Source organism: uncultured Reyranella sp. (genome assembly GCF_945957355.1).
Classification (GTDB): Bacteria; Pseudomonadota; Alphaproteobacteria; order Reyranellales; family Reyranellaceae; genus Reyranella.
Genome location: NZ_CAMFKM010000017.1, coordinates 1 through 23,867 on the forward strand (window position 1 = coordinate 1; position 23,867 = coordinate 23,867).

General features: G+C 66.6%; 28 protein-coding genes and 1 tRNA gene. 15 read left to right on the forward strand and 14 right to left on the reverse strand.

Going from position 1 to position 23,867, the window contains the following annotated elements; translation table 11 throughout:
- Positions 1–391 precede the first annotated feature (391 nt).
- The 8 genes from Q0Q48_RS23040 to Q0Q48_RS23075 all read left to right on the forward strand — a co-directional run bounded on the left by Q0Q48_RS23040 (position 392) and on the right by Q0Q48_RS23075 (position 5,794).
- Complete coding sequence (locus tag Q0Q48_RS23040) at positions 392–817, forward strand: DUF1036 domain-containing protein (RefSeq protein WP_295143236.1); 426 nt, start codon at positions 392–394, stop codon at positions 815–817.
- A 95-nt stretch (positions 818–912) separates the two neighbouring features.
- A complete protein-coding gene (locus tag Q0Q48_RS23045; RefSeq protein ID WP_295143239.1) occupies positions 913–1,413 on the forward strand; it encodes a hypothetical protein in 501 nt (166 codons plus the stop codon).
- Positions 1,414–1,473: 60 nt separating this feature from the next.
- A complete protein-coding gene (locus Q0Q48_RS23050) occupies positions 1,474–1,863 on the forward strand; it encodes a PRC-barrel domain-containing protein (RefSeq protein WP_295143241.1) in 390 nt (129 codons plus the stop codon).
- A 2-nt stretch (positions 1,864–1,865) separates the two neighbouring features.
- The gene (locus Q0Q48_RS23055) at positions 1,866–2,414 is read left to right on the forward strand and encodes an MgtC/SapB family protein (protein WP_295143245.1); all 549 of its coding nucleotides are present in this window, start codon (positions 1,866–1,868) and stop codon (positions 2,412–2,414) included.
- 12 nt (positions 2,415–2,426) lie between these two features.
- Positions 2,427–3,245: a hypothetical protein gene (locus tag Q0Q48_RS23060; protein ID WP_295143247.1), complete on the forward strand. Its 819-nt coding sequence runs from the start codon at positions 2,427–2,429 to the stop codon at positions 3,243–3,245.
- Positions 3,246–3,253: 8 nt separating this feature from the next.
- Positions 3,254–3,478 carry a hypothetical protein gene (locus Q0Q48_RS23065; protein ID WP_295143250.1) on the forward strand — a complete coding sequence of 75 codons (225 nt, stop codon included), beginning with the start codon at positions 3,254–3,256 and terminating at the stop codon, positions 3,476–3,478.
- Positions 3,479–3,539: 61 nt separating this feature from the next.
- Positions 3,540–4,583: an AI-2E family transporter gene (locus Q0Q48_RS23070; protein WP_295143253.1), complete on the forward strand. Its 1,044-nt coding sequence runs from the start codon at positions 3,540–3,542 to the stop codon at positions 4,581–4,583.
- A 107-nt stretch (positions 4,584–4,690) separates the two neighbouring features.
- Positions 4,691–5,794: an META domain-containing protein gene (locus tag Q0Q48_RS23075; RefSeq protein ID WP_295143257.1), complete on the forward strand. Its 1,104-nt coding sequence runs from the start codon at positions 4,691–4,693 to the stop codon at positions 5,792–5,794.
- Here the strand turns inward: Q0Q48_RS23075 and Q0Q48_RS23080 are convergent.
- Positions 5,791–7,191 (reverse strand): hypothetical protein, encoded by a 1,401-nt coding sequence (locus Q0Q48_RS23080; protein WP_295143259.1) that lies wholly within the window; start codon positions 7,189–7,191, stop codon positions 5,791–5,793. The genes Q0Q48_RS23075 and Q0Q48_RS23080 overlap by 4 nt on opposite strands.
- A gap of 54 nt (positions 7,192–7,245) precedes the next feature.
- Complete coding sequence (locus tag Q0Q48_RS23085; RefSeq protein WP_295143261.1) at positions 7,246–8,052, reverse strand: universal stress protein; 807 nt, start codon at positions 8,050–8,052, stop codon at positions 7,246–7,248.
- Positions 8,053–8,238: 186 nt separating this feature from the next.
- On the opposite strand from Q0Q48_RS23085, the gene Q0Q48_RS23090 reads away from it, so the two are divergent.
- Positions 8,239–8,370: a Flp family type IVb pilin gene (locus Q0Q48_RS23090; RefSeq protein WP_295143263.1), complete on the forward strand. Its 132-nt coding sequence runs from the start codon at positions 8,239–8,241 to the stop codon at positions 8,368–8,370.
- Positions 8,371–8,597: 227 nt separating this feature from the next.
- Here Q0Q48_RS23090 and Q0Q48_RS23095 read toward each other — a convergent pair whose 3' ends face one another.
- Positions 8,598–9,188, reverse strand: coding sequence for a cysteine hydrolase family protein (locus Q0Q48_RS23095; protein ID WP_295143266.1), 591 nt, complete (start codon positions 9,186–9,188; stop codon positions 8,598–8,600).
- A 162-nt stretch (positions 9,189–9,350) separates the two neighbouring features.
- Here Q0Q48_RS23095 and Q0Q48_RS23100 point away from each other — a divergent pair, with 162 nt between their 5' ends.
- From Q0Q48_RS23100 to Q0Q48_RS23120, 5 genes are all read left to right on the forward strand, one after another.
- A complete protein-coding gene (locus Q0Q48_RS23100) occupies positions 9,351–10,472 on the forward strand; it encodes an FAD-dependent oxidoreductase (protein ID WP_295143269.1) in 1,122 nt (373 codons plus the stop codon).
- A 32-nt stretch (positions 10,473–10,504) separates the two neighbouring features.
- Positions 10,505–12,274, forward strand: a complete 1,770-nt coding sequence (locus Q0Q48_RS23105) for an IlvD/Edd family dehydratase (protein ID WP_295143272.1) — start codon at positions 10,505–10,507, stop codon at positions 12,272–12,274.
- Entirely contained in the window at positions 12,271–13,266 is a 996-nt protein-coding gene (locus tag Q0Q48_RS23110) for a glycosyltransferase (protein WP_295143274.1), read from the forward strand. Before Q0Q48_RS23105 ends, Q0Q48_RS23110 begins: the two co-directional genes overlap by 4 nt.
- 76 nt (positions 13,267–13,342) lie before the next feature.
- The gene (locus tag Q0Q48_RS23115; RefSeq protein WP_295143278.1) at positions 13,343–14,710 is read left to right on the forward strand and encodes a tetratricopeptide repeat protein; all 1,368 of its coding nucleotides are present in this window, start codon (positions 13,343–13,345) and stop codon (positions 14,708–14,710) included.
- Between the two features lie 19 nt (positions 14,711–14,729).
- Positions 14,730–15,956 carry a FecR domain-containing protein gene (locus tag Q0Q48_RS23120; RefSeq protein ID WP_295143281.1) on the forward strand — a complete coding sequence of 409 codons (1,227 nt, stop codon included), beginning with the start codon at positions 14,730–14,732 and terminating at the stop codon, positions 15,954–15,956.
- A gap of 10 nt (positions 15,957–15,966) precedes the next feature.
- Here the strand turns inward: Q0Q48_RS23120 and mobB are convergent, their stop codons facing one another.
- From mobB to Q0Q48_RS23160, 8 genes are all read right to left on the reverse strand, one after another.
- Entirely contained in the window at positions 15,967–16,455 is a 489-nt protein-coding gene (mobB, locus tag Q0Q48_RS23125; protein ID WP_295143283.1) for a molybdopterin-guanine dinucleotide biosynthesis protein B, read from the reverse strand.
- Positions 16,452–17,252: a formate dehydrogenase accessory sulfurtransferase FdhD gene (gene fdhD / locus Q0Q48_RS23130; protein ID WP_295143286.1), complete on the reverse strand. Its 801-nt coding sequence runs from the start codon at positions 17,250–17,252 to the stop codon at positions 16,452–16,454. The genes mobB and fdhD overlap by 4 nt, the downstream gene beginning before the upstream one ends.
- On the reverse strand, positions 17,249–17,620 hold the full coding sequence (locus tag Q0Q48_RS23135) for a hypothetical protein (RefSeq protein ID WP_295143289.1): 372 nt from the start codon (positions 17,618–17,620) through the stop codon (positions 17,249–17,251). The genes fdhD and Q0Q48_RS23135 overlap by 4 nt, the downstream gene beginning before the upstream one ends.
- A 6-nt stretch (positions 17,621–17,626) precedes the next feature.
- Positions 17,627–18,124, reverse strand: coding sequence for a hypothetical protein (locus Q0Q48_RS23140; RefSeq protein ID WP_295143291.1), 498 nt, complete (start codon positions 18,122–18,124; stop codon positions 17,627–17,629).
- A 52-nt stretch (positions 18,125–18,176) separates the two neighbouring features.
- A complete protein-coding gene (locus Q0Q48_RS23145) occupies positions 18,177–18,689 on the reverse strand; it encodes a DUF992 domain-containing protein (protein ID WP_295143294.1) in 513 nt (170 codons plus the stop codon).
- Positions 18,690–18,715: 26 nt separating this feature from the next.
- The gene (locus Q0Q48_RS23150; protein ID WP_295143297.1) at positions 18,716–18,877 is read right to left on the reverse strand and encodes a hypothetical protein; all 162 of its coding nucleotides are present in this window, start codon (positions 18,875–18,877) and stop codon (positions 18,716–18,718) included.
- A 42-nt stretch (positions 18,878–18,919) separates the two neighbouring features.
- Positions 18,920–19,249: a hypothetical protein gene (locus Q0Q48_RS23155; RefSeq protein ID WP_295143299.1), complete on the reverse strand. Its 330-nt coding sequence runs from the start codon at positions 19,247–19,249 to the stop codon at positions 18,920–18,922.
- Positions 19,250–19,281: 32 nt separating this feature from the next.
- Positions 19,282–19,377, reverse strand: a tRNA-Sec gene (locus Q0Q48_RS23160).
- Positions 19,378–19,384: 7 nt separating this feature from the next.
- On the opposite strand from Q0Q48_RS23160, the gene Q0Q48_RS23165 reads away from it, so the two are divergent.
- Positions 19,385–19,804, forward strand: coding sequence for a VOC family protein (locus Q0Q48_RS23165; RefSeq protein WP_295143301.1), 420 nt, complete (start codon positions 19,385–19,387; stop codon positions 19,802–19,804).
- On the opposite strand, the gene selB is transcribed toward Q0Q48_RS23165, so the two are convergent.
- The 3 genes from selB to selA are packed head-to-tail and all read right to left on the reverse strand — an operon-like array spanning position 19,794 to position 23,774.
- Positions 19,794–21,692 (reverse strand): selenocysteine-specific translation elongation factor, encoded by a 1,899-nt coding sequence (selB, locus tag Q0Q48_RS23170; RefSeq protein WP_295143304.1) that lies wholly within the window; start codon positions 21,690–21,692, stop codon positions 19,794–19,796. The genes Q0Q48_RS23165 and selB overlap by 11 nt on opposite strands.
- A complete protein-coding gene (locus Q0Q48_RS23175; RefSeq protein ID WP_295143307.1) occupies positions 21,689–22,462 on the reverse strand; it encodes a tetratricopeptide repeat protein in 774 nt (257 codons plus the stop codon). The genes selB and Q0Q48_RS23175 overlap by 4 nt, the downstream gene beginning before the upstream one ends.
- Positions 22,446–23,774, reverse strand: coding sequence for an L-seryl-tRNA(Sec) selenium transferase (selA, locus tag Q0Q48_RS23180; protein WP_295143484.1), 1,329 nt, complete (start codon positions 23,772–23,774; stop codon positions 22,446–22,448). The genes Q0Q48_RS23175 and selA overlap by 17 nt, the downstream gene beginning before the upstream one ends.
- Between the last annotated feature and the right edge of the window lie 93 nt (positions 23,775–23,867).

Sequence of the window (23,867 nt, forward strand, 5' to 3'; positions counted from 1 at the left end):
GCGCAGCCACCGGCAGCGCGACAATGGCGGCGGCCGCCAGAAGAGCCTTCTTCATCAGATATCTCCCTTACTTGCACAGCCCGTCACCATGAGGGCGGGCAAAAATTCGTCGTGACAGCGAGGAGAATGTACCCGAGCCTCCCCGGCACACGCCACAAAGGAAGGCACCCCGAACTCATTGTTGCCGCGACTGTGGCCCTCCAGCCACAGTCGCCGCCGTCCATGCCACTCTTTGAGAGTTTCAATGGAAAACCACTAAAAAACCCTCACAATTTCTTCTCACCAAGACACAATATTAGCCTCGGCTCCCCTCCTTCAGAAGCGATGAAGGACTGTCGTTGCATCGCCAATTGCAGCGTCGCAGGATTGATCTTTGGGCAAGGAAGGCGGGATGAAGCTCATATCCCTGATTTTGCTGCTGATCGTCGCCATGGTGGGTAGCGTCGCGGCACAGCAGCGCTCTCCGGCTGGTTTTCGGGCCTGCAATCTGACAGGACGCGAGATCGAGGTCGCGAAGGCCCTCGATACGGGCGTCAGCGACGGCAACGGCCGCATCGTAATTTCCGAAGGATGGTACAAACTTCCGCCCAATGCCTGCACCTTCCTGTGGGCCGGCCCGCTGCAATACGACCACTATCTGGTCTATGCGCAGGACAAATCGACGGGACGCGAGTGGTCGGGAACCGTACCGGTTTGTGTCAGCCCGCAGGCGTTCACCATCCGGGCGAACAATTGCGGAACCGCGTATCAGCGGCGCCTGTTCACCCAAGTCGGGACGCGAGGGCAGAACGGGTGGACTCATAATTTTACGCCGTAGAAAGGGGATACGAACCTCGAAACGTGCAGGTTTGTCGCAAAAAGGACTTGCCGGCGTCAGCAGCGCGTAAGCGCTTGTCCCGTATGGTTGATGCCGTGCTGAAGCTGAACATTCTCCATCTGATCGTCGCCTGCTGCGCTGGCGCCACCATATGGGCATTGCTGCGGGAGGCCCGGGGCCGCTCGCTGCGCCCCAGCCAGCTGTTCGGCGCCATCCCCTCCGCACTGGCCACCGCCCTGCTCTTGCTTGCGATGGGCGCCCCCGAGACCCGCGAGCCAGGCCTCTGGTTGGTGGGGCTCGTCATTGGCATCGTGTTGGGTGCCGCGCGCGGCTCGTTTCTGAAATTCCAGGTCGATCGAATGTATTCCCGCCTGCGGCTGCCCTCCGGCCGCGACGGGCTTTGGGCCGCATGTCTATTGGCCTTCTTCACCCTCGTGACGTTCGCAGCGGCAGCCGGCCCGCGGCTTTCCGCACTCGAAGCCGGAGCGGCAGTCCTGGTCGCAGCCTGCGCGGGTTACCTCGCCGGCCGTTCCACGGCGCTGTGGCGCCGCTCGCTGTCGGCACCTCATCAGACGCTGCACAACATCTTGTCGTAGGAGGGAACGCTCCCCAGGACGCCCCGTTGAGACAGCCCTTCCCTCAACGGAGTTCCTCCCATGCGTACCCTTCTCCTCACGGCCGCGATTGGTGCGGCCACGGCTTTCGCCGCCCCGGCTCTCGTGCTCGCCCAGGGCACCCCGCAGACTGTCCAGCTTGTGAAGGTCGACGTCGTCAAGGTTTCGACCGGCTACCGCGCCAGCAAGGTGCTCGGCTCCGCGGTCGTCAACGAGCCCGGCGACACGGTCGGCAAGATCGACGAGATCATCGTCGGCCCGGACGGCAAGGCGCCCTTCGTCGTACTCTCCGTCGGTGGTTTCCTGGGTGTCGGCGACAAGCTTGTCGCGCTTCCCTACGAGCAGATGAGGACCGACGGCAAGAAGATCGTGCTGCCCGGCGCGACCAAGGACTCCCTGAAGGCGCTGCCTGAGTTCAAGTACTCCTCCTGACGATGGGCGCGCTCGTAGAAGAAATCGCGCACCCGACCTTCCTGTCCTTTCCTGTCATCGCAGCGCGGCTCCTTTTCGCCGCGCTGCTTGGCGCACTCATCGGCTTCGAGCGCGAGTGGCGGGCCCGGCCGGCAGGACTGCGGACCCATATTCTGATCTGCGTGGCTGCAGCGACCTTCGGAATCCTCACCGTGGAGATCTCGCATTCCACCGCCTTCATCGGACGGGATGTTACGGTTGACCCTGTTCGAGCCGTCGAGGCGGTGACAGCGGGCGTGGCCTTTCTGGCCGCGGGCTCGATCCTGTTCACCCGAGGCGAGGTCCAGGGACTCACGACGGGCGCCGGTATGTGGCTAGCCGGCGCAGTGGGCCTCTCGTGCGGGTTCGGCTTGTGGCAGATCGCCGGGCTGGGCACCTTTCTGATCCTGGTCGTCATGGGCCTGCTCCACACGTTCGAGGTGAAGCTGGGAATCGCCGCGGACAAGAAGGATGACGACAGGAAGAGCCGCAAAAGCCGTGACGGGAAGGACGATGCCGACGGGCGGTGCTAAACTTGCCGCTACATGAGCCGCCTGCTCTCTCCCTTCCTTATGGTTCTCGCCGTGGCGGGTGCGCTGCCGGCCGCGGGCCAGACTTCGCGCCCCGTGCCTGAACTCGGCACCGTGCCGACGCCGCGCCAGCTCCCCGCCCTGCCGACGCCCGGCCAGCCTCCGGCGGCCAGCGACGAAGTAAAGGATCCCAGGACCGGCTGTGGCGTGGTGATGATGAACGCCGAGCCCAATATCGGCATCAGCTGGTCCGGCGCCTGCGAGTACGACCTTGCCCAGGGCAAAGGGGTGCTGCAGTGGACGAAGAATGGCGTGCCCACGGACCGCTACGAAGGCGAGATGAAGGACGGGCTCTACGAGGGCCAGGGCAAGCTGACCTATGCCAACAAGGCCCGCTACGAGGGCGAGTTCAAGGCCGGCGAGCGCGACGGCAAGGGCACCTATGTCTTCCCGAGCGGCGCCAGGCTAACCGCGGAGTTCCGCGAGGGCCGGCCGCAGGGGCACGGCATGTACGTCTGGACCAACGGCAACCGCTACATCGGCGACTTCCGCGACAATCAGCGGACAGGCCGCGGCACGATCCTGTTTGCCGACGGTGGCCGTTACGAGGGCGAGTTCGTCAACGGCAAGATGCAGGGACGCGGCGTGCGCGTCTGGGCCAATGGGGCGCGCTACGAAGGTGAATGGCTGGATGACCGGGCCAACGGCTGGGGCACCAAGTCGGGCGGCCCCGGCGGCCAGGTCTTCACCGGCGTCTGGACCAACGGGTGCTTCCGCGAGAACCAGCGCTGGGCAACCGTGGGCGCCACGGCGCAGGCCTGCGGTTTCCAGTAGGAGGCGTCATGTCGGCAAGCCCGAACCTGATCATGATCCAGTTTCTCCAATGGGTGGAGGCGCGGCCGCGCCGCCGCGAGGACGTGCTCGACGCCTGGCAGAGTTCCTGCCCACGTTTCCCGGTATGGGAAGACGCGCGCGCGGACGGACTGGTGCGCCAATGCGGCGGCGACGCCGGCGAACACCGGGTCGAACTCACCGAACGCGGCCGCGCCCTGCTCGGCCGGGAGTGACGGTCCGCATCGCCGCGACACCGCCTGCCCAATCGCCCGCGACAGCGCCTATAATGACGACATGACGTTAGAACGCGCTGCACTTTGGGCGGTGGTCATCGCCGCGACGATCTTCCTGCTCGTCGCCGGACGAGGCCTTCTGCTGCCGTTCGTTCTGGGCATCGTGCTCTGGTACATGGTGGATTCGCTGGCTGACACCTTGGCCCAGCCGCGACTGGGCGGGCTGCGCCTGCCACCACCGCTGCCGATGGTCCTCGCCGTCCTGATGATCGGAGGCCTGTTCTGGATCGTCGGGCGCACGATCGGGCGCAATGTGCAGGCCGTCGTGGAGGCAGTCCCGAGTTATGAGGCCCGTCTCACCCATCTGATCGAGCAGGCCGCGCGTCTGGCTGGTATCGAGCAGGCGCCGACCCTGTCGGAGCTGGTGGCGCGCATCAGCCTTGCCGACACGCTGGGCAGCATTGCGACCGCGGCCGCCTCGGTGGTGAGCGTCGCCGGGCTCATCCTGATCTACACGCTGTTCCTCTTCGTCGAGCAGGTTCATTTCAAGCGCAAGCTGGGCGCCATCTTCCACGGCGACGGCCAGGAGGCGCGTGTACTGTCCGTACTGGCCAGCATCGACCGCGAGATCCGCATCTACATTCGCATCAAGACCACGCTTGCCGCGGCGACCTCGGCGCTCGCCTACCTCGTCATGTCCTCGGTCGGCGTCGACTTCGCGGGCTTCTGGGCCGTCATGGTGTTCTTCTTCTACTACATCCCCACCGTGGGCTCGATCATGGCCATCATTGCGCCGGCGTTGCTCACCCTGATCCAGTTCGACAATCTCACGCCATTCCTGATCGTGCTGCTGGTGTTCGGCTCGATCCAGGTGGTGACGGCCAACGTCATCGAGCCCGCGATCATGGGGCGCTCGCTCAATCTCTCGCCGCTGGTGGTGATCGTCTCCCTGATCGTATGGGGCACGATCTGGGGCGTCGTCGGGATGTTCCTGTGCGTGCCCATCATGGTGGTAGCGCTGATCGTGCTCGCGCAGTTCGAGACGACCCGGCCGGTCGCCGTCCTGCTGTCCGCCGATGGCCGCATTCCGGAGTCGACGCCATGAAGCAACTATTGCTTCCCATCCTGCTGCTCGTCGCGTCGCCGGCTGCCGCGCAGGATCCCTCATCAGACCCGAGACCGTCGCCAATGCCCCCGCCGAGGGGGGAGGTCATGTATTCCTGTCCCGGCGGCATGGACTTCGCCTCTTCCTTCTCGGACGATGGCGACCAGGCGACGCTGCGCATGCCCGGCCAACCCGACATCGAACTGTCGCGCGTGTCCGCCGGTTCCGGCTTTGCCTATACGGATTCCTACTACGAGCTGCGCGGCCGCGGCCGTGAAGTGACGCTCACCGCCGCCGGACGGTCGATGCGATGCCACGCCGCCGGCCAGCCGGGCAATCCGCCACGCACCTACGAGGGCGGCGGTCTCACGGTCACCCTGTTTCCCGACGGAACCTTCCGGCTCCGCGAGAAGCGCGACGGGTCGGACGCCCCCCTGCTCGATCTGGGGGAGTGGGCGCAGGAAGTCGAAGGCGGCGTAAGGCTGGTCCTGCGTGGCGGGGCGGGCAATCGACGGGCCTTCCGCGAGCTTGGGACCGACAGGCTGGTCGCCGACGATGGCAGCGAGCTTGTACGGACGGCCAACCCGGACCCGATCGACGGCCGGTTCCGGCTCTCGGGCATGTATCGCGATGCGCAGGACGGCGGCTTGTTCTCGCCCTGCCTGGTCGGCCGCACCTATGGCGTGGCACCAGGCGGCGCCGAGCCCGAACTCGAGAAGGCGTGGATCGACGCAACGCCGTCTCGTGAAACCAGCCTCTATGCCGAGATCATCGGCGGCTTCGACGGCAACAACTCGGTCACGGTGGATCGCTTTCTCGGTCTGAAGCGCGGCGGCGCCTGTCCGGCGCTGGCGTCCCGCGGGTCGGCGCTGCGCGACACCGAGTGGCGCCTGGTCGAGCTCGACGGCGAACGTCCCGCGTTCGACGACTGGCGGCGGCGACCGCTGATGCGCCTCGACGATCTCGGCAAGTTCACCGCCTCGACCGGCTGCAATACGATGGGCGGCGACTATGTTCTGGCCCCAGCCGGGCTTCGCTTCACGCCGGGACCGATGACGATGATGGCGTGCCCGCCGGCGGAAACGGCGATCGAAAAGCGCTTCCTCGCGGCACTCGATGCGATCAGGACTGCTCAGATCTCCGGCACGACGCTCGATCTCATCGACGGCACGGGCAAGAAACGCATGCGCTTCGAGGCTCGGGGCGGTTAGCGAAACGCCTCGGTGTCGGCCCGAAGCGTCAGGTTGTTGCCGCCATCCATCACAATGTGCAGGAACGTGAAGCCGGAGGGAACGGCTGTGCCGTCGGCGCTGCCCTGGTACTCACGATCGATCTCGTCGAACAGCCGGACGTAGAGCTTCCATTCGACCATGCCGGGCTCGAAAGGCAGGCGAACCGGCTCGTCCCAGTCCAGGGGGCGTACCCCGCCATTCACGACACGGTCAGTGGCAACGTCGCGGACGAGCGTCGCTTCGAAGCGGCCGATCGTGGCGGTGCGCGCCGTCTTCGTCGCGGCCTTGGCGACCACGGCAATGCAGATCTGGCTGGGACGGTCCTCGCGCACGAAGTCGACCGAGCCGCCGTTCATCGTCTCGTCGGGGATGTCATCGATCCAGCCCAGCCGCTCGACGATGACGACACGCCTCTTGCTCTTGTCGAAACGCCATCCTGGCGGAGGGTCGAAGCAACGCCGTACCGTCCGCGTCTCACCCGCGGGTGCGCGGGCCAAAATCTCCGGAGACACCAGCGTGTTCGATTCCGGCACGGCAGACCGCACCTTCTGGTCGAACGCGAACGCTCCCGCTTTCTCCGGGATCGAGGTGAAAAGCAACTGGAACGCCATCGTGCGCGATTCATGGCGCAGGAAAAGCGATCCGGAGATGAACCGGGCATGCTTGGCGTCGGTCGGGAAAGCACTGCGCGGCACGGCGAATTTCAGGCGCTCGGGCGTGACGCGGGCCTCGCCGCGCCATGAGCCGATCGTCAATACCGGCGGCGTCCGATCCCTTGTCAGTCGCAGGCCCAGAATCTCGACCTCGATCACGGGATCGTCGTCAGCCGGAGCGGCGGGAGCCGGCGTGCCGCCCGGCACTGTGCGCCGCGGCGTCAGGAAAATCGGTGTGTAGGAGAGGATGACCGGCGAGAAATCGAAGGACGCCATCCACTCGAGGTCCGCCGGAATGGCGCCGGCCGCCTGCGACACGGCGGCAGCACCGCCCGCGGTGCCGGGGCGATCGATCGCGGTGCGCAATGCGGCGTTCACTGCCTCGAGCCTGGCGAACATCTCCCGCCGCGCGGCCGGTAACCGGTCGAAGGGCTGCTCGCGCTCGGATTCGTAGCGCGAGGCCAGCGCATCGAACAGCAGGCTCGCCGCACGGAACGACGAAAGCATCTCGATGCGCGCCAGGCTGTCGGCACGCGCCTGCAGTTCTGCACGCTCCGCCTGCAGGATGACGAGCTTCTCCGCGATCGTCGGGGCCGGGACGCTGCGTTCCTCGGACAACTGCGCGTACGCCAGCGCGGCGCCCGTGACCAGAACGACCACGAGCAGCAAGGGGACCAGTGCGCGGGTCCAGGGCGATCCGGATGCGGGCGAGTCAACCGTCATGCGGCGGTTTCTAGCATGACCGCCGGCAACGACACCGGCGGCGGATTGTCTGGATCAGTAGGAGAAGAGCACCGGCAGCGGCGATGACAGGATGAGATCGCGCGTCACGCCGCCGAAGATCATCTGGCGCAACCGGCTCTGCGTGTAGGCCCCCTTGACGATCAGGTCGGCCCCCAGCGCCTGCGCCCGGTCGACGATGGTCTGACCGGCGGTCTTTGCACCGGGCTTCACATGCTGACCCGTCACGTTGAGACCGTGGCTCTTGAGCGAATCGGCAATCTCCAGGGCCGTCGGACCGGGTACCATCGCTCCTTCGACGCTCAGCACTTCGATGGTCTCGGCGCCGCTCAGGACCGGCATCGCGAGCGAAATCGCGCGCGCACTCTCGGTCGAACCGTTCCACGCGAACAGGATGCGCTTCCCGACCATGCCGCTGAAACCGGGCGGCACGACGAGGACCGGGCGGCCCGAATCGAACAGCGCCGTCTCGAAGACGCTTTCGGGCATCTTCGGCAGGGCGCCGGGCTGCGGCAGGACGATGAGGTCATAGGCTCGGCCGATCGTGCCGATCGCGGTCGGACCGCTGTCGTCGGCCGAGCGCCATTCGGAGACGAGGCCTTTCGCCCGTTCCTCGAAGGCCTGCCTGACCGCCGCGACCCGCTGACGTTCCTCGGCATCCTCGGCGAGGCCGCCGCCGATCGGCGCGCCCATGCCGGCATCCGCCCAGGCCATGCTCATGACCCCGTAGGAAGGCGGTTCGAGGCCTATCAGGCGCGCCCCGAATGTGCGTGCAATCTTGGCAGCCAGATCGAATGCGGCCGGATCTTCCGACGTCCAGGCCATTGTCAGAATGGACTTCATGACACGCCCCCTCCTTGCTTGACCAACGATAACACGAGGCTCGCCGCAGCGCGCGCCACGACGAACTTGATACAATTCTCACATTGTATCGGTGTGCCGGTCCAATACGTTAAAGGCGATTTTTCAACTTATTGTTCGACAGGGGCTCCCATGAGCCTCCAGCATTTCCCCACTCTGGAGATTCCGATGCTGTCCTTTTTTCGCCGGCTGATGGCGGACGACAAGGCCGCCACAACCATCGAATACACGCTGATCGCCTCCCTGATCGCCGTCGCGGCGATCACCGCCATCAGCACCGTCAGCGGCAAGGGCCTCTAGCAGTCCGTTGAAACTGGCTTCCTGAAGCACCGGCGAGCAACATTCTTTCGCCGACGGTCGCCCCGGCACGGGATTCAGGGGGGTGCGACATTCGTTTCATTTGTTTCGTTTATTTCATTTGTTTCGTTTATTCGCCGGGACTCCGACTGTCTCGACGACCTGCTCGTTCCGGCCGACCCTCAATCGGCGCACAATCCGTGCACCGATCCCGCATCGACGGCGTTGTGTCAGGCGATAAGCCGGGCCGACGGCACGATCCAGGCAAAACGGTCGGAAAGGGCCGCAAGAGTGATCTTGTTGATGGCCTCTGCACCGATCGTGTCGCCGCCCGTGGCGTCGGGCAGGTCGCGCGTCGCCACCGTGTCGGCTGCGATCGTGCTCATGTAGCCCTGGTCCGTCGCCGCACGCACCGTCGCCGAAACGCACATATGGGTCATGAAGCCGCCGACGATCAGGTTCTTGCGGCCAAGCCCGGCAAGCTTGGCGGCCAGGTCCGTTCCCGCAAATGCATTGGGCAGTCCCTTGTCGATGATCGTCTCGCCGTCACGGGGCGTCAGTTCCTTGACGATCTCGTAGCCCGTCGACGCCGGATTGAAGGCCTTGCCCTTGGACTGGTGGCGCACATGGACAACGGGTGCGCCCGCCCGACGGGCCTTCTCCAGCAGCACGGCCAGCGCCTCAACCGCGGGCTGCACCCCGGTCAGCGGCAGCAAGCCATCCGTATATTCCCTCTGTGCATCGATAATCAGCAGGATCCCGTCGGCCATGGTGGCCGGCGTCGGCTGCGCCCCGGCCATCTGCAGCATGGTCATTGCCATGTTCGTTCCTTCGACTATTTCGCGGTTGTGAAAGCCCCGGCGACATCAACGCTCATGCCAACCGGATTTGCAACACCTTCGAGAGGGGGTCTCAATGCCCCACAAAGGGTGTAAACGCGGCACAGAGAGGATGAACGGCATGCCGGGCGGTCAGGGAAACGAATGAAGGCGATCATCGTTGGCGGCGGCATCATGGGCCTTGCGACGGCCTGGGGATTCGCGCGCCGGGGCCACGAGGTCGAGCTGTTCGAGCAGGGTCCGCTGCCCAACCCATTGGCGTCGTCGATGGATGAGCACAGGTTGATCCGCCACCCCTACGGCACCCACGTCGGCTACGCCCGCATGATCGACGATGCATACGCAGCCTGGGACCTCCTGTGGGCCGAGCTCGGGCAAACCCTTTACGAGCCGTCCGGTACCCTGGCGCTGAGCGGCAATGGGGCAGACTGGGCGGAACGGTCGGCTGCCGCCCTCGCCTCGATCGGCAGGCCGATGACCGAGCTGTCGATGTCGGAGCTGCCACGGCGCTTTCCCCTGCTCGACACCAAGGGACTCGAGCGCGCCTTCTGGATCGACACGGGCGGCGTGCTGCTGGCGCAGGACATCGTGGCGGCACTCGCTCGTCACCTCGGCGCGCAGGCCAATGTGACACTGCACGGCGACACGCCCGTCCGCGCGGTGGATCTCGAGCATGGCCGCATCGTCACGAAGGCCGGCGCGACGCACGAGGGCGACGTCGTCGTGGTGGCGGCCGGCGCCTGGGCCCCGCGCCTGCTGCCGGCGCTCGGGACGCGTGTCGTGCCGTCGCGCCAGGTCGTGATCTATTTCGACCTGCCGGAAGACCAGCGCGCGGCCTGGGCCAGGGGACCGATGATCATCGAGAAAACGGGCGACGTCGGCCTCTATCTCGTGCCACCCGTCCGCGGACGCGGCATGAAGGTGGGCGACCACGAGTTCAGCCGCATCGGCGATCCCGCCGCGACGCGCGAGGCGCAGGAAAGCGAGATGCGCGCCCTGCTCGATCGCTGCGGCAGCCTGCTGCGAGGGTTCGACCGCTGGCAGGTGCGGCACCTGAAGGTCTGCTTCTACAGCGTCACCGACGACGAACGCTTCGTCGTGGAGAAGCAGGGCGCGAAAGGCTGGGCGATGTCGCCCTGCTCGGGTCATGGCTTCAAGTTCGGCGCCCTGATGGGACTGGAACTGGCGCGAACCATCGACGAGGGTCGCGACTCCACGGCGCACGCCCGATGGGCGGCCGGTCTGGTCGGCGATGGGCCGACCTGACAAAATGCCGTGAATCTGGGAGAGAAACCGACATGGCATCCGCCAAACGCCGCAGCCCGTCGAAAACCGCACCGAAAACCGCATCGAAAACCGCATCGAAAAAGGAGACAGGACTACGACAGGGCCTCGCCACTTATGGCGATGCCGGCTTCTCGCTGTTCCTGCGCAAGGCCTTCATCAAGGCCGGCGGCTATTCCGACGATGCGCTCGACCGGCCGATCGTGGGCATCACCAACACCTTCTCCGACTACAATCCCTGCCACGGCAACGTGCCGGACCTGATCGAGGCGGTGAAGCGCGGCGTCATGCTGGCCGGTGCGCTGCCGATGGTCTTCCCGACCGTGTCGATCCACGAGAGCTTCTCCCATCCGACCAGCATGTTCCTGCGCAACCTCATGTCGATGGACACCGAGGAGATGATCCGCGCCCAGCCGATGGATTCGGTCGTGCTGATCGGCGGCTGCGACAAGACCCTGCCAGCCCAGCTCATGGCCGCGGCGAGCGCCGACCGGCCGGCCGTCGTGCTGCCCGTGGGCCCGATGCTGGTCGGTCACTTCAAGGGCGAGGTGCTGGGCGCCTGCACGGACTGTCGCCGCCTGTGGGGCCAGTATCGCGCCGGCACCTTCTCCGAGTCCGACATCGAGCAGGTGAGCGAGCGCCTGGCGCCGACCAAGGGCACCTGCATGGTGATGGGCACCGCCAGCACCATGGGCTGCATCGTCGAGGCGCTGGGCATGGGCCTGCCGACCAGCGGCTCGATCCCGGCCACCCATTCCGATCGCCTGCGCATCGCCGAGCAGACCGGCCGGCTCGCGGCCGAGATGGCGGTCAAGCAGGGGCCCAAGCCCAGCGAGATCATGACCAAGGCGGCGTTCCGCAACGCGCTCACCGTGCTGCAGGCGATCGGCGGCTCGACCAATGCGCTGGTGCATCTCACCGCCGTGGCGCGGCGTCTCGGCATCGAGATCGAGCTGGAAGAGTTCGACGAGATCGGCCGCAACGTGCCAGTGCTGGTCGATCTGAAGCCGTCGGGCGACCACTACATGGAGCATTTTCATTGGGCGGGCGGCAATTCGCGCCTGATGAAGGAGATCCGCAGGAACCTCGACGAGAAGTGCCGGACGGTGGCCGGCAAGACGCTGAAGCAGGTGATCGATGCCGCCGAGATGGTGCCAGGCCAGACCGTGATCCGCACACCGGCCAATCCGATCAAGCCCACGGGTGGCATGGCCGTGCTGCGCGGCAATCTCGCGCCGCGCGGCGCCGTCATCAAGCACGCGGCGGCCTCGCCCAGCTTGATGACGCATACAGGCCGCGCCGTTGTGTTCGACTCGCTGGAGGATCTCGCCGCCCGCGGCGACGACCCGAACCTCGACGTGAAGGCCGAGGACATTCTGGTGCTGCGCAATGCCGGACCCAAGGGGGCGCCGGGCATGCCCGAAGCGGGATCGTTCCCCATCCCCATGAAACTGGCACGCGCCGGCGTGAAGGACATGATCCGAATCTCCGATGCGCGCATGAGCGGCACGGCGTTCGGCACCATCGTGCTGCACGTCGCGCCGGAGGCCGCCGTCGGCGGACCGCTCGCACTGGTGAAGACCGGCGACCGGATCACGCTCGACGTGCCGAAGCGCCGGCTTGAACTTCACGTCGATGCAAAGACGCTGGCGGCCCGCAAGAAGGCCTGGAAGGCGCCGCCGGCCCACCCCGGCAGCGGGCGCGGCTACACCGGCCTGTTCTTCAAGACCGTGCTGCAGGCCGACGAAGGTGTCGACTTCGACTTCCTCGGACCGGAAAAGTGATCGAAGCCAAGCTCCCCCGCATCTCGGTCGTCGTCACCTGCTACAATTGCAGTGACTACATCGCCGATGCCATCCGTTCGGTCGCGCACCAGACCCTGCGCGACTTCGACTGCGTCATCGTCGACGACGCCTCGACCGACGATTCGGTCGCCGTCGTCCAGCAGACGCTCGAGGAGCTCGCGGACTCCCGCTTTCGCCACATCCGTCTCGACAGGAATGTCGGGCAGACCGGCGCCACGCGCCGCGGCCTCGCCGAGACGAACGCGATGTTCGTCTGCTTCCTCGATTCCGACGATCTGTGGAACCCGGACTTCCTCGAACGCCATCTCGCCGCCCACCTGAACGAGACCTACGCGGTGGGCTTCACGGCGTGCAACGCGCGCCTGATCAACGGTCACGACGAATTGATCGCCGGCGGCATGTACTGGTTCGGCAAGGACCGGGCGCGCGCCGACCGCGACCAGGCCTTTGTGCCCATCGACGCGAGCCGCGTGCCGACGCTCGACGCATCGCGCGGCACCGCCGGATGGCAAAGCCACACACCCTACCGCCTCTATACGAAGCGGGTGGTCCATTGGGTCTGGGTCAGCACCTCGTCGATGATGTTCCGGCGTTCGCTGATCAATCTCGTCTTCCCCGAGGACGACGAGGCGTTCCGCCTGCACATGGATTTCTACGTGGTCGTCATGGCGCAGATGGTCGCCGGTTCCCTGCTGATCGACGACGCCCTCTACTCCTATCGGCTTCACGGCCGCAACGGTGCGGCGGACAATCCCGTGCTGGGCGGACGTCTCCATCTGTCGAGCCGGAACTGGGGCAACACCTATTCGCAAATGCTTGATCGCATGCTCGGTGCAATGATTCGCGATCAGGAGCGCTTCGTGACGGCACTCGGCGATCGCCAATACCGCCGTATGCTTCTGCGGATGCGTGCCGCCCGCGCCAATGTGTTGGTCGGCTGGTTGCTTACGATCCGGAGTTGGTTGATCTAGCACGCCTCCTGCTTCATCCTGAGGAGAGAAATGTTCCCGGAGCGCACGGGACCTCGGGGAGAGGGAGAAGATCATCGTGAGTAAGTTCGGACGGTACGCGAGCCTCGCCGCTCTGCTGCTGGCCGGCGGCCTCTGCGTTGTCCTGACGGACGCACGTCCAGCCCTGGCGCAGACATCGACCGTTTCGGCGGCGGACGAGGCCGAGTACGACGCGGCCTTCCAGCAGATGCTGCAGAAGCCGTCCGACCTCGATACGCTGTTCAAGTTCGCGATGATCGCGTCCAAGACCGGCGATCTCGAAGGCGCCATCTCGGCACTCGAGCGCATGCTGGTGGTCGATCCCGATCTGCCGCGCGTCCGGCTCGAACTGGGCGTCCTTTATTATCGGCTCGGATCCTTCGAAGTGGCGCGCAGCTACTTCGAGATGACGCTGAAATCTGCCTCGCTGCCACCGGACGTCAAGAGCCGCGCCGAGCAGTTCCTCGCGGAATCGGAAAAACGGCTGACCAAGTCGCGCTTCAGCGGCGAGATCTTCGCCGGCATGCGCTACCAGTCGAACGCAAACCTCGGCCCGCCGACCTCGAGCGTCCGCCTGTTCGGCCAGGCGGCCAACCTGAACCAGTCGGCGCTGGGCACCGCGGACTGGGGTGCCGTCACGTCGGGCTTCCTCCGCCATACCTACGATCTCGGGCAGAACAACCGCGGCCAGCTCGAGACGCAGCTTTCGGGCTATCTCAACCGCCAGTTCCAGATCCAGGCCGCCAACGTCTCCATCCTCGACCTGACCTCGGGGCCGCGCTTCCAGGCGTTCCAGGGTATATTCGAGGACGTCTCGCTGAAGCCGTTCGGCACGGTGGGCTACATCTGGGTCAACGACGTACCCTACTATGGCAGCTTCGGCTCGGGGCTCGAAGTGGGGACGCTGCTGTCGGACAAACTGCGCAACACCACGAACCTCGTCTGGCGGCGGCAGATGTACCAGAACAGCTGGTATCTCCCGACCAACAACCAGTTCACCGGCGTCGAATACACCGCCAACACGACCTTCCAGTATCTGGTCAACGACGCCCTGATGCTCTACGCCAACGGCAACCTGCAGCGCTACCAGACCGACAGCACGCCATGGCAGAACTACATGCTCTACGGCGCGGGGGGCGGCATGACCTTCTCCTTCGCCGATCCGCTGTTCAAGAGCGAGATGCCCTGGAGCATCAGCCTGTTCGCCAACGTGCAGTGGTGGTACTATGACCAGCCTGACGCCGTCGTAGATCCGACCGTTACGCGCCAACAAACCGACACGATCCTGAATATAACCTTGTCCGTTCCCTTCGATCAGCGGACGATGTTCACGTTATCGGGCGGACGGTTCGTGCGGTCGGCGGACCTTCCCAACTATGCTTTCACGAACAACAGTGCGCTCATCGGAGTAACCTGGCGCTTCTAGCGCCGCTCAGGAGATCACAGTGGCCCCCAGACTCTGCGTCTCGAACCTGTCCCTGCTGTCCGCCGCGCTTCTGGCTGCCGGCACCTCCCTCCTGCCGGTCGCGGTCAATGCCAAGGTCGGTGTCACCTCGGCGGCCGAGGGCGATCCGCGGGGCAAGCCGCCCACGGAAGCCGAACGCGTGCTGCGCGTGGGCGTCGACGTGCAGGCCAACGAGTTGATCACGACGCAGGCCAACGACCGCGCCCACCTGATGTTCCTCGACGGCACGTCGCTGTCGGTCGGCCCGAACGCACAGCTCACCATCGACAAGTTCGTCTACGACCCGGCGACCAAGACCGGCGATCTCGCCATCAATGCCTCGAAGGGCGTCTTCCGACTGGTCGGCGGCAAGATCAGCAAGACCAACGCCATCACCGTCACCACCCCGTCGAGCACCATCGGCATCCGCGGCGGCATCAGCATCTTCAACGTCGGCCAGCAGGAGACGATGTCGATCTTCGTCTTCGGCATCAGCATGACGGTCGGCGCCGGCGGCAAGCTGGAGATCGTCACGCGCCCAGGCTTCCAGGTGACGACCTTCTTCGGAGGTCTCCCGGGCCTGGCGAGCGCGGTACCGCCCGGGAGCCTGGGCGCCTTGTTCTCCCAGCTCGAAGGCAGCAGGGGCGGAGGTCAGGGCGGCGCCGATCAGGCCGCCCAGAGCTCCGGCTTCTCTGGCGCCAATTCGGGACAAGGCTCCGGGAATACACTCGGCAACCGCTTCGGCAGCGGTCCGGGGCCGCGGAACGTGAATCCAAGCAACATTACCACCCAGGCCGTTTCCCAATCTGCAGAGATTGCGCCCTCGAACCTGCCGACCAGGGTCATCAGCAACGTCAGCCAGATGACGCAGACGATCACCTACAAAGGCGTGATGGCTGGTCTCGTAAGGAACAACGGCCATTATTCCTTCGGTACGGGCACGTATCAGCAGGTCTGGTCGATGGGCTCCAACAGCGGCACCACCACCGCGAATTTCAACAACAGCAGCTATAGCGGGACCACGACCCGGACCGGCAACTATGGCTTCCAGGCGACCATGCCGACCACGAATCCGAGCACACCGGGCCGCACGATGAACATGAACGGCGCCTTCATCGGACAGGGATATCCGACCTATCAGGCCGGAACCTTCTCGGTGAACGGCCCGAACTATCAGGCCGGCGGCGTTTTTGCCGGTCAGAAGGCGGGACCGGGCCCCGGCCCCTGACGCCCCGGCGTCAGCCGATCCTCGCGGCGATGAAATCGGCAATGGCGGCGATATCGTCGCGCCGGAACCATGGCAGGTTGCCTTCGACCGGCCGGACATCGGCGGCGATCGCCACGATGGCGGAATCTCCCGGCGCCAGGGGCTCCGAGTCCCGCGATGCCCGCACCTCGATCTTGAGGTGTGCTTCGCGCTTGTAGCCTTCGACCAGGATGAGATCCGCGGGCGACAGGCGCGCCAGCACCTCCGAGATCGACGGCTCCGGCGCCTCGCGCATGATGGCGTAACGCCGGCCACCGACGAGGGCGACCTCGCTGGCGCCAGCGGCGCGATGGCGGAAGGAGTCGGTCCCCTCCCGGTCGATGTCGACGTCGTGATGGGCATGCTTGATCGTCGCCACTTTCCAGCCGCGACGCACGAACTCCGCCACGAGACGCTCCGTCAGCGTCGTCTTGCCTGCGTTCTTCCAACCGGTGATGCCGAAAACGCGCGGCGGATTCACGTGGTGATCCGATCGGCGTGCGCATAAACGGTCAAGCGGCCGTCACGCACGAAGGCCACCAGCGCGACCCCCGCCTGCTCGGCCGTCTCGATGGCAAGCGAGGTCGGCGCGGAAACGGCGGCGATGGCCGACGCACCCAGTGCCGCCGCCTTCTGGACCATCTCGTAGGAGCAACGGCTGGTCACGACCACGAAACCGCCGGGCCCGGCACCACCGCTGCGCGCCAGCGCGCCGGCCAGCTTGTCGAGAGCGTTGTGACGGCCGACATCCTCGCGTACGCAAACGAGCATGCCCTCGGGCGTCGCCCAGCCGGCGGCATGCGTGGCGCCGTTCCTCCGGTTGATCTTCTGGTGGTCCGGCAGTCCAGCCATCGCGCGTTCGATCGACAGTCGCGCCACTGGTTGCGGATCGGACACCGCCGCGACGGCGCGCAAGGCGGCGTCCAGGCTGTCGACGCCGCACAGGCCGCAACCGGTGCGGCCGGCGAGGCTGCGCCGCCGTTCCTGCAGGCCCGCCATCCGCTGCGCCGCGATCTCGAGCCTGACCTCGATGCCGCGCCCGGCCGGCTCGACCTCGATGTCGTAGATTTCCGACGGCCGCTCGACGATCCGCTCGGTGAGGGAAAAGCCGCGGGCGAAATCCTCGAGGTCGCACGGCGTCGCCATCATCACGGCATGGCTGATGCCGTTGTAGACCAGCGCCACCGCGACCTCCTCCGCAACGATTTCCTCCAGCGTCTCGCTGCCGCCGGCGGTGAGGCGGCGGGCCGGCCGGCGAACCGAGCCGTCGCGGTTCATGCCGTGGTCTCGTCGATCCGCAGGTGTCTTCCATCGCGATCGAAGAACAGGCCGCGGTTCAAGGTCAGGGGATCGGCCTTCACGTCGGCCTCGACCTCCTTCAGCTTGCGCGCGGCCACCGGGTCGGGCAGCGGGCCGCCCTGATGGCCCAGGCCGACGAAGAAGGCGACGCCGTCCCACGGCGTGCGCGCACCGTCGAGCAGGCCTCGCATCTCCTGCCACGTCATCTCGTCGCCGATCAGATGAGCGTAGCTCGATCGCAACGGCACCGCGTTGGACGATGTGATCCGCACCAGCAGGATGAAGATCGTGAACGGGCCCGTATCGGCGAACTGCGCCGCGAGCCAGTGCTCGAAATCGGTCTTCATCTCAGCCTAGAACTCGACCACGGGCGTGGGCGGCACGTAGCGGTCGAACACCTGCAGGAAGGGCTCACCGCGCTCGGCCTCGTACCAGGCCTCGAAGGCGCGGAAGGCGGCAATCGGATCGGCGATCACCGGCGGATCGGCCGGCTGGCCGTCGTCCGGCACCTGCGGATGCGCCTCGGCATGGAGCGCCTCGGCGATGGGCCGCAGCCAGTCGAGCAGCGGCCGCGCGCCCTCCCCCAGTTCCGTGAGGCCATTCTCGATCCAGCCGATGTCGCGGAACAGCGCTTCGAGCTGGCGCTCCACCGCGAGATCGCGATCCGGTTCCAGCGCCGCCACCCTCGCCATGTCGGACAATGCACTCAGGCGCCGCCAGGCGAAGGTACGCGCGCGCTCGGCTTCCCTGATCTGCGCCTCGACCGAGGCACGCACCTTGCGCTCGGCCGTTTCGGCCGCGGTGCAATCCGCCTGGAGGCGGGCGATCAGGGAGTCTGCGGAGGACGGCATGCCGGAAGTTGACCCGACCGGCGAAGCCGCCGCAAGTCTCTCTGCCTGTCGATTACTTCGCGTACTTGAGTTCGACCTCGGCGACGCCGGCGGCGACGTTGAGGCCCACGCTGCCCTCGACGCTGACGGGCTGCAGGGTGACCTGGCCGTTGCCGCCGCCCACCAGCACGTTGGCGCCGACGCCGCCGCCCACGGTGGCCTGCGCCGTCGCGCCGACATAGCCGCCCGTCAGGGCGCCCGGCGCGATGTTGCCCGGCGCGAAGACGAGCCAGACGATCTGCGATTCCTTGGTGAAGCCGATGTCGACGCCGTAGCGCTTGATCGCGCCCGTGTACTTCTCGCCGACGCCGTCGGTCCGGGCGAAGATGCAGTCGAGGTCCTTCGACGAGCCGAAGACGAAGCCCATGCCGCCCGCGACCTTGCAGGTGAGCGAGCCGACGTTCGCGCCGGACTTGCCCTTCGCCTGCGCCGTGCCAGGGGCAGCCGGGGTCTGTGCCTGGGCGGCCACGCCGAGGCCGGCCACGAGCGCGGCGGCCGCAACAGTCGTCACTATGGATCGAAGCATGTCGACATCCTTTCGGGGGTTGAGAGTCAGTCTTCCTTTTTCGCCCGCTCGATCGCCTCGAGAATCTCGGTGAGGCCGACGGAGTAGACCACTCCCTGCTTGTTCATCTCGTGCCGGATCGTGCGGATGAGGCCGGCCTTCCGGATCATAAGATTGGCCAGCGCGATCTTTGCATCCTCGTTTTTCACGTCGTCCTCTTGGACCTCTCGGCCCATCCTGGTTCTACTGGCCTAGTTGTTCTGGCCGCGGGCCTTCAGGACGTAACCGGTCGCCCGGAAATCCGTATCCTGGCGGATGGCTGCCGTCACGGCCGGGTCCCTGTGCGGGTTGCTACTGGCGATCAGGGCATCCGTCTCAGCCTGGCAGTTCGCGCTGACGGTTCGCCCGGCACTCGACGCGTCCGAGGTATCGACCGCAAAAGGTGCCGCCTGCCTCTGGAGACAGGCATCGCGCGCCTCGTACGTCTTGCCGACCGCTTTCACGGTCCAAGGCTCCGAATATTGCTGGTTCACCGAACAGGCCGCCAGCGACAGCAGGGCGACGGCGATCAATGTACGCATCGGGGGACAAGACTCCAGAAGAACAAACAGAATGGCGGAAGAGAGTGGGAGTCGAACCCACTAAGAACCGGCTAACGGCCCTCTCTGGCTTTGAAGGCCAGCCGCCCCACCGGGAGCGCTTCCCCTCCGGGGCGGATGATTCACCAGAACCGGTGCCGTGTCACCTGTCATACTGGGATGAAATTCTCCAAGGGATTCAAGACCATGACCATCGAATTGAAGTACGTCATCGCGAATGTTTCCGACCTGCCGGCAGCCGTCGCCTTCTGGCGCGACACCGTCGGTCTGAGGCTCAAGTTCGAGACCCCGGAATGGGCTGAATTCGACACCGGCACGACCCGACTGGCCCTTCAGCCAGCATCGCCGGCAAATCCGGCGGGGACATGGCAACCCGGCCTGCGTGTTTCCGATCTTGCCGCCAAACGCGCCGACCTCTCCGCACGAGGCGTGAATGTCGGCGGCGCGCCGCATGAGGAGCACGGCTTCCTGCTGTCGCTGTTCAGCGGCCCCGACGGCGCGCCGGTCAGCCTCAGCGGCCCCGCCCCTAAGCCGTAGGCGGCGGGCCGTACTGGCCCGCCTTCTGCGGCACTGCGCGGCGCAGGTCGCCGCGGCGGATCGTGATGCCGTGGCGGTCGAAAAATTCCAGGATCTGGATCGCCAGCTTGCGGCCATTGTCCAGCTCGTCGCGGAACTCGGCCGCGCTGAACTCGTGGTCGAAGGCATTGGCGATGCCGATCATTTCCGCCACCACCGGGCGCAGGAAGAAATGATCCGGCGCCACCTCGACGACCCTGCCCAGCTTGGAGAGCCGCTGCAGCAACCGGCGCGTGTCGGCCTCCGGCGCATTGTAGGCCTGCGCGAAGTCGCGGACGCGCGGCGGCTTGAAACGGTCGCGCGTCAGGTCGGCGGAGATCTTCTGCCACAGGGCTTCGTCGCGCGAGCCGAGCTTCAGCGAATGACCGGGCAGGCGCAGGAAGGCGCCGTCGACAACGACGGTCTTGGCGCGAATCTCCTGGTCGAGCAGGGCCTTGAAGACCGGCGCCGGCCAGCGGCGTTTCAAGGTCACGCGCAGGCGCTCTGCCTGCAGGCCCGGCGCGTCGGCCCTCGTCTCGTGGAAGGTCTTGAGCGTGTCGACGACGTCCTTGCGCGACGCCTCGAGCGTCTCGGCCAGAAAGCCGAAGCCTTCGAGTTTCTGCCCGCCCGCTGCCTCGAGAAGCTTCTCGACCTCGGCCGGCCTCAGGTTGCGCGACAGGCCGAAGCGGCCGAGATCCACGAAGCCGCTCTCCAGACGCAGCAGTCGTGACATGACCGCGCTGTCCGCCTCGGCAAGCGCCGCCAGCTCGTGCAAGCGTCGTTCGGCGCGCCGGTTGCGCGGCGGCCCGAACGGATCGATCACCGCCGCACCCGCCATCGTGCGCGTCGCGGACGGATCGCGAAGGATGACCCGGTCACCGGCGAGCGCGCCGACCTTCTCGTCGAGAACGATCTGGGCGAGCGCCGTGTCACCCGGCGCCAGCCTCTCGCCTTCGAGCAGCGCCACGCGGCCCATCACGTGCGCCGATCCGAGATGAACGTGGACCGGCGACCAGTGCTTCAGCGCCTGGGCTTCCGAGGCGAGCAGGCTCAGCCGGACGTCGATGCGGTCGGTCGGCGCATGGAGCTCAGGGCTGACGACCCATTCGCCGCGCCTGATCGCATCTTTCGAAAGCTTCGGCCCCGCGAGGTTGAGCGCGCACCGCTCGCCAGCGCGCCCGATCTCGGCGGGCCGGTTCTGGGCATGCAGAGAGCGAACGCGCGCCTCGATACCGGACGGCGTCAGCAACAGGCGGTCGTCGACCTTGATCTCGCCGGCATGGACCGTACCGGTAACGACGACGCCGGCACCGGACAGCACGAAGCAGCGATCCACCGCCAGCCGCGCGAAACCCGCCGCTCCCTTGCCGCTCTCGCCGAGCGCCAGGAGCTTTTCCTTCAGCTCGTCCAGCCCCTGCCCGGTCACCGCCGACACCGGCACGATCTCCGCGCCGCGCAGGGAGGTGGTGGAAAGCAAGGTCTCGATCTCGGCCATCCGCTCCAGGAGCTGGTCGTCGTTGGCGAGGTCGGACTTGGTGAGGCCCACGATGCCGCGATCGAGGCCCAGCAGATCGAGGATCTGGAGGTGCTCGACGGTCTGCGGCTTGATCCCTTCGGTAGCCGACACGACGAGCAGCGCCGCATCGATGCCCGTGGCGCCGGCCAGCATGTTGTGCACGAAACGCTCGTGGCCGGGCACGTCGACGAAGCCGAGCTGGCGGCCGTCGCCGAGGTCGCTGTAGGCGTAGCCCAGGTCGATCGTGATGCCGCGCGCCTTCTCTTCCTTGAGGCGATCGGCATCGACGCCGGTCAACGCCTTCACCAGCGCAGTCTTGCCGTGATCGATATGGCCCGCGGTCCCGACGATCATGACAAAGGCTCCCCGGCGCGGCGCTCGGCCTCGGCGCGCTGCGACGGCTTGGCGTGAGCCTGGGCCTCCTTGAGGAAGCCGGCCGCCAGTTCGCCGGCGCCGTTCGCCTCGGCCCGCCTCAACCAGTGGAGCGCCTCCACCACATCGCGTTCGACGCCCTTGCCGGCGAGATAAGCCGCCCCCAGCATCGCCTGCGCCTCGGGATGGCCAAGTCGCGCCGCACGCGCCCACCAATCGACGGCAGCCGCCACGTCGCGTTCGACGCCCAGCGCGTTGTGATGGATGTCGCCGAGGCGCGCCATTGCCGCACCACTGCCGTGAGCGGCTGCCTTCTCCGCCCAAAGACGCGCGCCGGCGTAATCCTGCGGGCAGCCGCCGCCCACGAGCTTCATCCACGACAACATGTCCTGTGCTTCGGGATCACCCTGCTGGGCGGCTTTCTCATAGAGCCGCGCGGCCTCGGCATGATCCTGCGGCACGCCCCACCCTTCGTAGTGACAGAGGGCGAGATTGCGCTGGCCGCCGGCATCGCCCTGCGCGGCGGCGCGCCGCAGCCAGTCGACCGCCTTTGCATGATCCAGTTCGACACCGCGGCCCTGCAGGAAAGCCGCACCCATGTTGCTCTGCGCCCTCGCCAACCCCTCGTGCGCAAGCGGCGCCCACAGGTCCAGCGCGAGTCCGTAGTCGCCGGCACGCCAGGCAGACAGAGCCTCCGCCATGCGCTGCTCCGCCGGCGGCGTACGATCGAGCAGCCTAGCGAGCCACGACATCGAGCTTGTCCAGTTGCGCGATGAAAGCCGCCTCGTCGTCGAGCGTGCGCAGATCGAAGTGGAGCGTGCCGTCGCCGATCCGGCCGATCACCGGGATCGGCAAGGCACGGAACATGTCGGCAATCCGGTCGAGCCCCTTGGCCTGGATCGCAATCGCGAAGGATGGCAGCAGATCGACGGGGAGCGCGCCCGAACCGATCTGTCCCCGCACCTCCACCACGCCCACCTGCGCCCCGCCGCCCAATGCCGCCTGCACCGCGGGCAGCAGCCGTTCCGCCACCGCTCGAATCTCTGCGGCCGGGCGCGCCAGCGCCCGCAGGGTCGGCAGGCGCCGGGCGAGCCGGTCCGGATCGGCATAGAGACGCAGCGTCGCTTCGAGCGCCGCAAGTCGCACCTTGTCGAGACGCAGCGCCCTCTTCATCGGGTTGTGCGCGATACGGTGTACGAGTGTCTTGCGGCCAACGACGAGGCCGGCCTGCGGCCCCCCCAGAAGCTTGTCGCCGGAGAAGGTGACGACATCGACACCGGACGCAACGGCTTCGCGCGCCGTCGGCTCGTGCGGCAGGCCCCAGGTCTCGAGATCGGCCAGGGTGCCGCTGCCGAGATCCTCGATCAGCGCCACGCCCTTTTCGCGCGCGAGCGGCACGAGTTCCGCCGCCGCAACGGATTTGGTGAAGCCCTGTATTGCGTAGTTGGACGGATGGACCTTCATGATCGCGGCCGTGTCGGGACCGATCGCCGCCGCATAGTCCCTGAGATGGGTGCGGTTCGTCGTGCCGACCTCGACCAGCCGGCAGCCGGCGCGCGCCATGATGTCGGGAATACGGAAGGCGCCCCCGATCTCGATCAACTCGCCGCGCGACACGATGACCTCGCGGCCGGCCGCGAGTTCGCTCAGCACCAGCAGCACGGCGGCGGCGTTGTTGTTGACGGCCGTGGCGGCCTCGGCGCCGGTCAGGCGACAGAGCCACGGCGCGATGTGATCGTCGCGCTCGCCGCGCGCGCCGCCATCCAGATCGTATTCGAGCGTCGTCGGCGAGCGCATCGCCTCGACCGCTGCGGCAATCGCCTCCTCGGCCAGAACGGCGCGGCCGAGATTGGTATGCAGCACGGTACCGGTGAGGTTGAACACGCGCCGCTGCGACGGCTGCAGGAAGGCGCCCAGCCTCGCCGCGCACCACGCGACGCAGGCCGCTTCGGTTGCGACCTCGGCGGTGCCCCGCTTGGTCTCGACCCACGCCCTCAGCGCTTCGATGACCAAAGGTCGACCGGCGCGCTCGATCAGCGGCGCCAGCGTGGGCCACGAGGCCATGCGATCGATCGACAGGGGACGGATTTCGGAGGCGCCATCGGCGCGGTCGGCACGCGACACGGGTGTATTCCTACCAGAGAGTAGTCGGACGTT

What these genes read in the sequence shown, in the direction of transcription:
- Q0Q48_RS23040 (WP_295143236.1), top strand. Translation starts at nt 392, where the DNA reads ATGAAGCTCATATCCCTGATTTTGCTGCTGATCGTCGCCATGGTGGGT.
- Q0Q48_RS23050 (WP_295143241.1), top strand. Translation starts at nt 1,474, where the DNA reads ATGCGTACCCTTCTCCTCACGGCCGCGATTGGTGCGGCCACGGCTTTC.
- Q0Q48_RS23055 (WP_295143245.1), top strand. Translation starts at nt 1,866, where the DNA reads ATGGGCGCGCTCGTAGAAGAAATCGCGCACCCGACCTTCCTGTCCTTT.
- Q0Q48_RS23060 (WP_295143247.1), top strand. Translation starts at nt 2,427, where the DNA reads ATGAGCCGCCTGCTCTCTCCCTTCCTTATGGTTCTCGCCGTGGCGGGT.
- Q0Q48_RS23065 (WP_295143250.1), top strand. Translation starts at nt 3,254, where the DNA reads ATGTCGGCAAGCCCGAACCTGATCATGATCCAGTTTCTCCAATGGGTG.
- Q0Q48_RS23070 (WP_295143253.1), top strand. Translation starts at nt 3,540, where the DNA reads ATGACGTTAGAACGCGCTGCACTTTGGGCGGTGGTCATCGCCGCGACG.
- Q0Q48_RS23075 (WP_295143257.1), top strand. Translation starts at nt 4,691, where the DNA reads ATGTATTCCTGTCCCGGCGGCATGGACTTCGCCTCTTCCTTCTCGGAC.
- Q0Q48_RS23080 (WP_295143259.1), bottom strand. Translation starts at nt 7,191, where the DNA reads ATGACGGTTGACTCGCCCGCATCCGGATCGCCCTGGACCCGCGCACTG.
- Q0Q48_RS23085 (WP_295143261.1), bottom strand. Translation starts at nt 8,052, where the DNA reads ATGAAGTCCATTCTGACAATGGCCTGGACGTCGGAAGATCCGGCCGCA.
- Q0Q48_RS23090 (WP_295143263.1), top strand. Translation starts at nt 8,239, where the DNA reads ATGCTGTCCTTTTTTCGCCGGCTGATGGCGGACGACAAGGCCGCCACA.
- Q0Q48_RS23095 (WP_295143266.1), bottom strand. Translation starts at nt 9,188, where the DNA reads ATGGCAATGACCATGCTGCAGATGGCCGGGGCGCAGCCGACGCCGGCC.
- Q0Q48_RS23100 (WP_295143269.1), top strand. Translation starts at nt 9,351, where the DNA reads ATGAAGGCGATCATCGTTGGCGGCGGCATCATGGGCCTTGCGACGGCC.
- Q0Q48_RS23105 (WP_295143272.1), top strand. Translation starts at nt 10,505, where the DNA reads ATGGCATCCGCCAAACGCCGCAGCCCGTCGAAAACCGCACCGAAAACC.
- fdhD (WP_295143286.1), bottom strand. Translation starts at nt 17,252, where the DNA reads ATGAACCGCGACGGCTCGGTTCGCCGGCCGGCCCGCCGCCTCACCGCC.
- Q0Q48_RS23135 (WP_295143289.1), bottom strand. Translation starts at nt 17,620, where the DNA reads ATGAAGACCGATTTCGAGCACTGGCTCGCGGCGCAGTTCGCCGATACG.
- Q0Q48_RS23140 (WP_295143291.1), bottom strand. Translation starts at nt 18,124, where the DNA reads ATGCCGTCCTCCGCAGACTCCCTGATCGCCCGCCTCCAGGCGGATTGC.
- Q0Q48_RS23145 (WP_295143294.1), bottom strand. Translation starts at nt 18,689, where the DNA reads ATGCTTCGATCCATAGTGACGACTGTTGCGGCCGCCGCGCTCGTGGCC.
- Q0Q48_RS23155 (WP_295143299.1), bottom strand. Translation starts at nt 19,249, where the DNA reads ATGCGTACATTGATCGCCGTCGCCCTGCTGTCGCTGGCGGCCTGTTCG.
- Q0Q48_RS23165 (WP_295143301.1), top strand. Translation starts at nt 19,385, where the DNA reads ATGATTCACCAGAACCGGTGCCGTGTCACCTGTCATACTGGGATGAAA.
- selB (WP_295143304.1), bottom strand. Translation starts at nt 21,692, where the DNA reads ATGATCGTCGGGACCGCGGGCCATATCGATCACGGCAAGACTGCGCTG.
- Q0Q48_RS23175 (WP_295143307.1), bottom strand. Translation starts at nt 22,462, where the DNA reads ATGTCGTGGCTCGCTAGGCTGCTCGATCGTACGCCGCCGGCGGAGCAG.
- selA (WP_295143484.1), bottom strand. Translation starts at nt 23,774, where the DNA reads ATGGCCTCGTGGCCCACGCTGGCGCCGCTGATCGAGCGCGCCGGTCGA.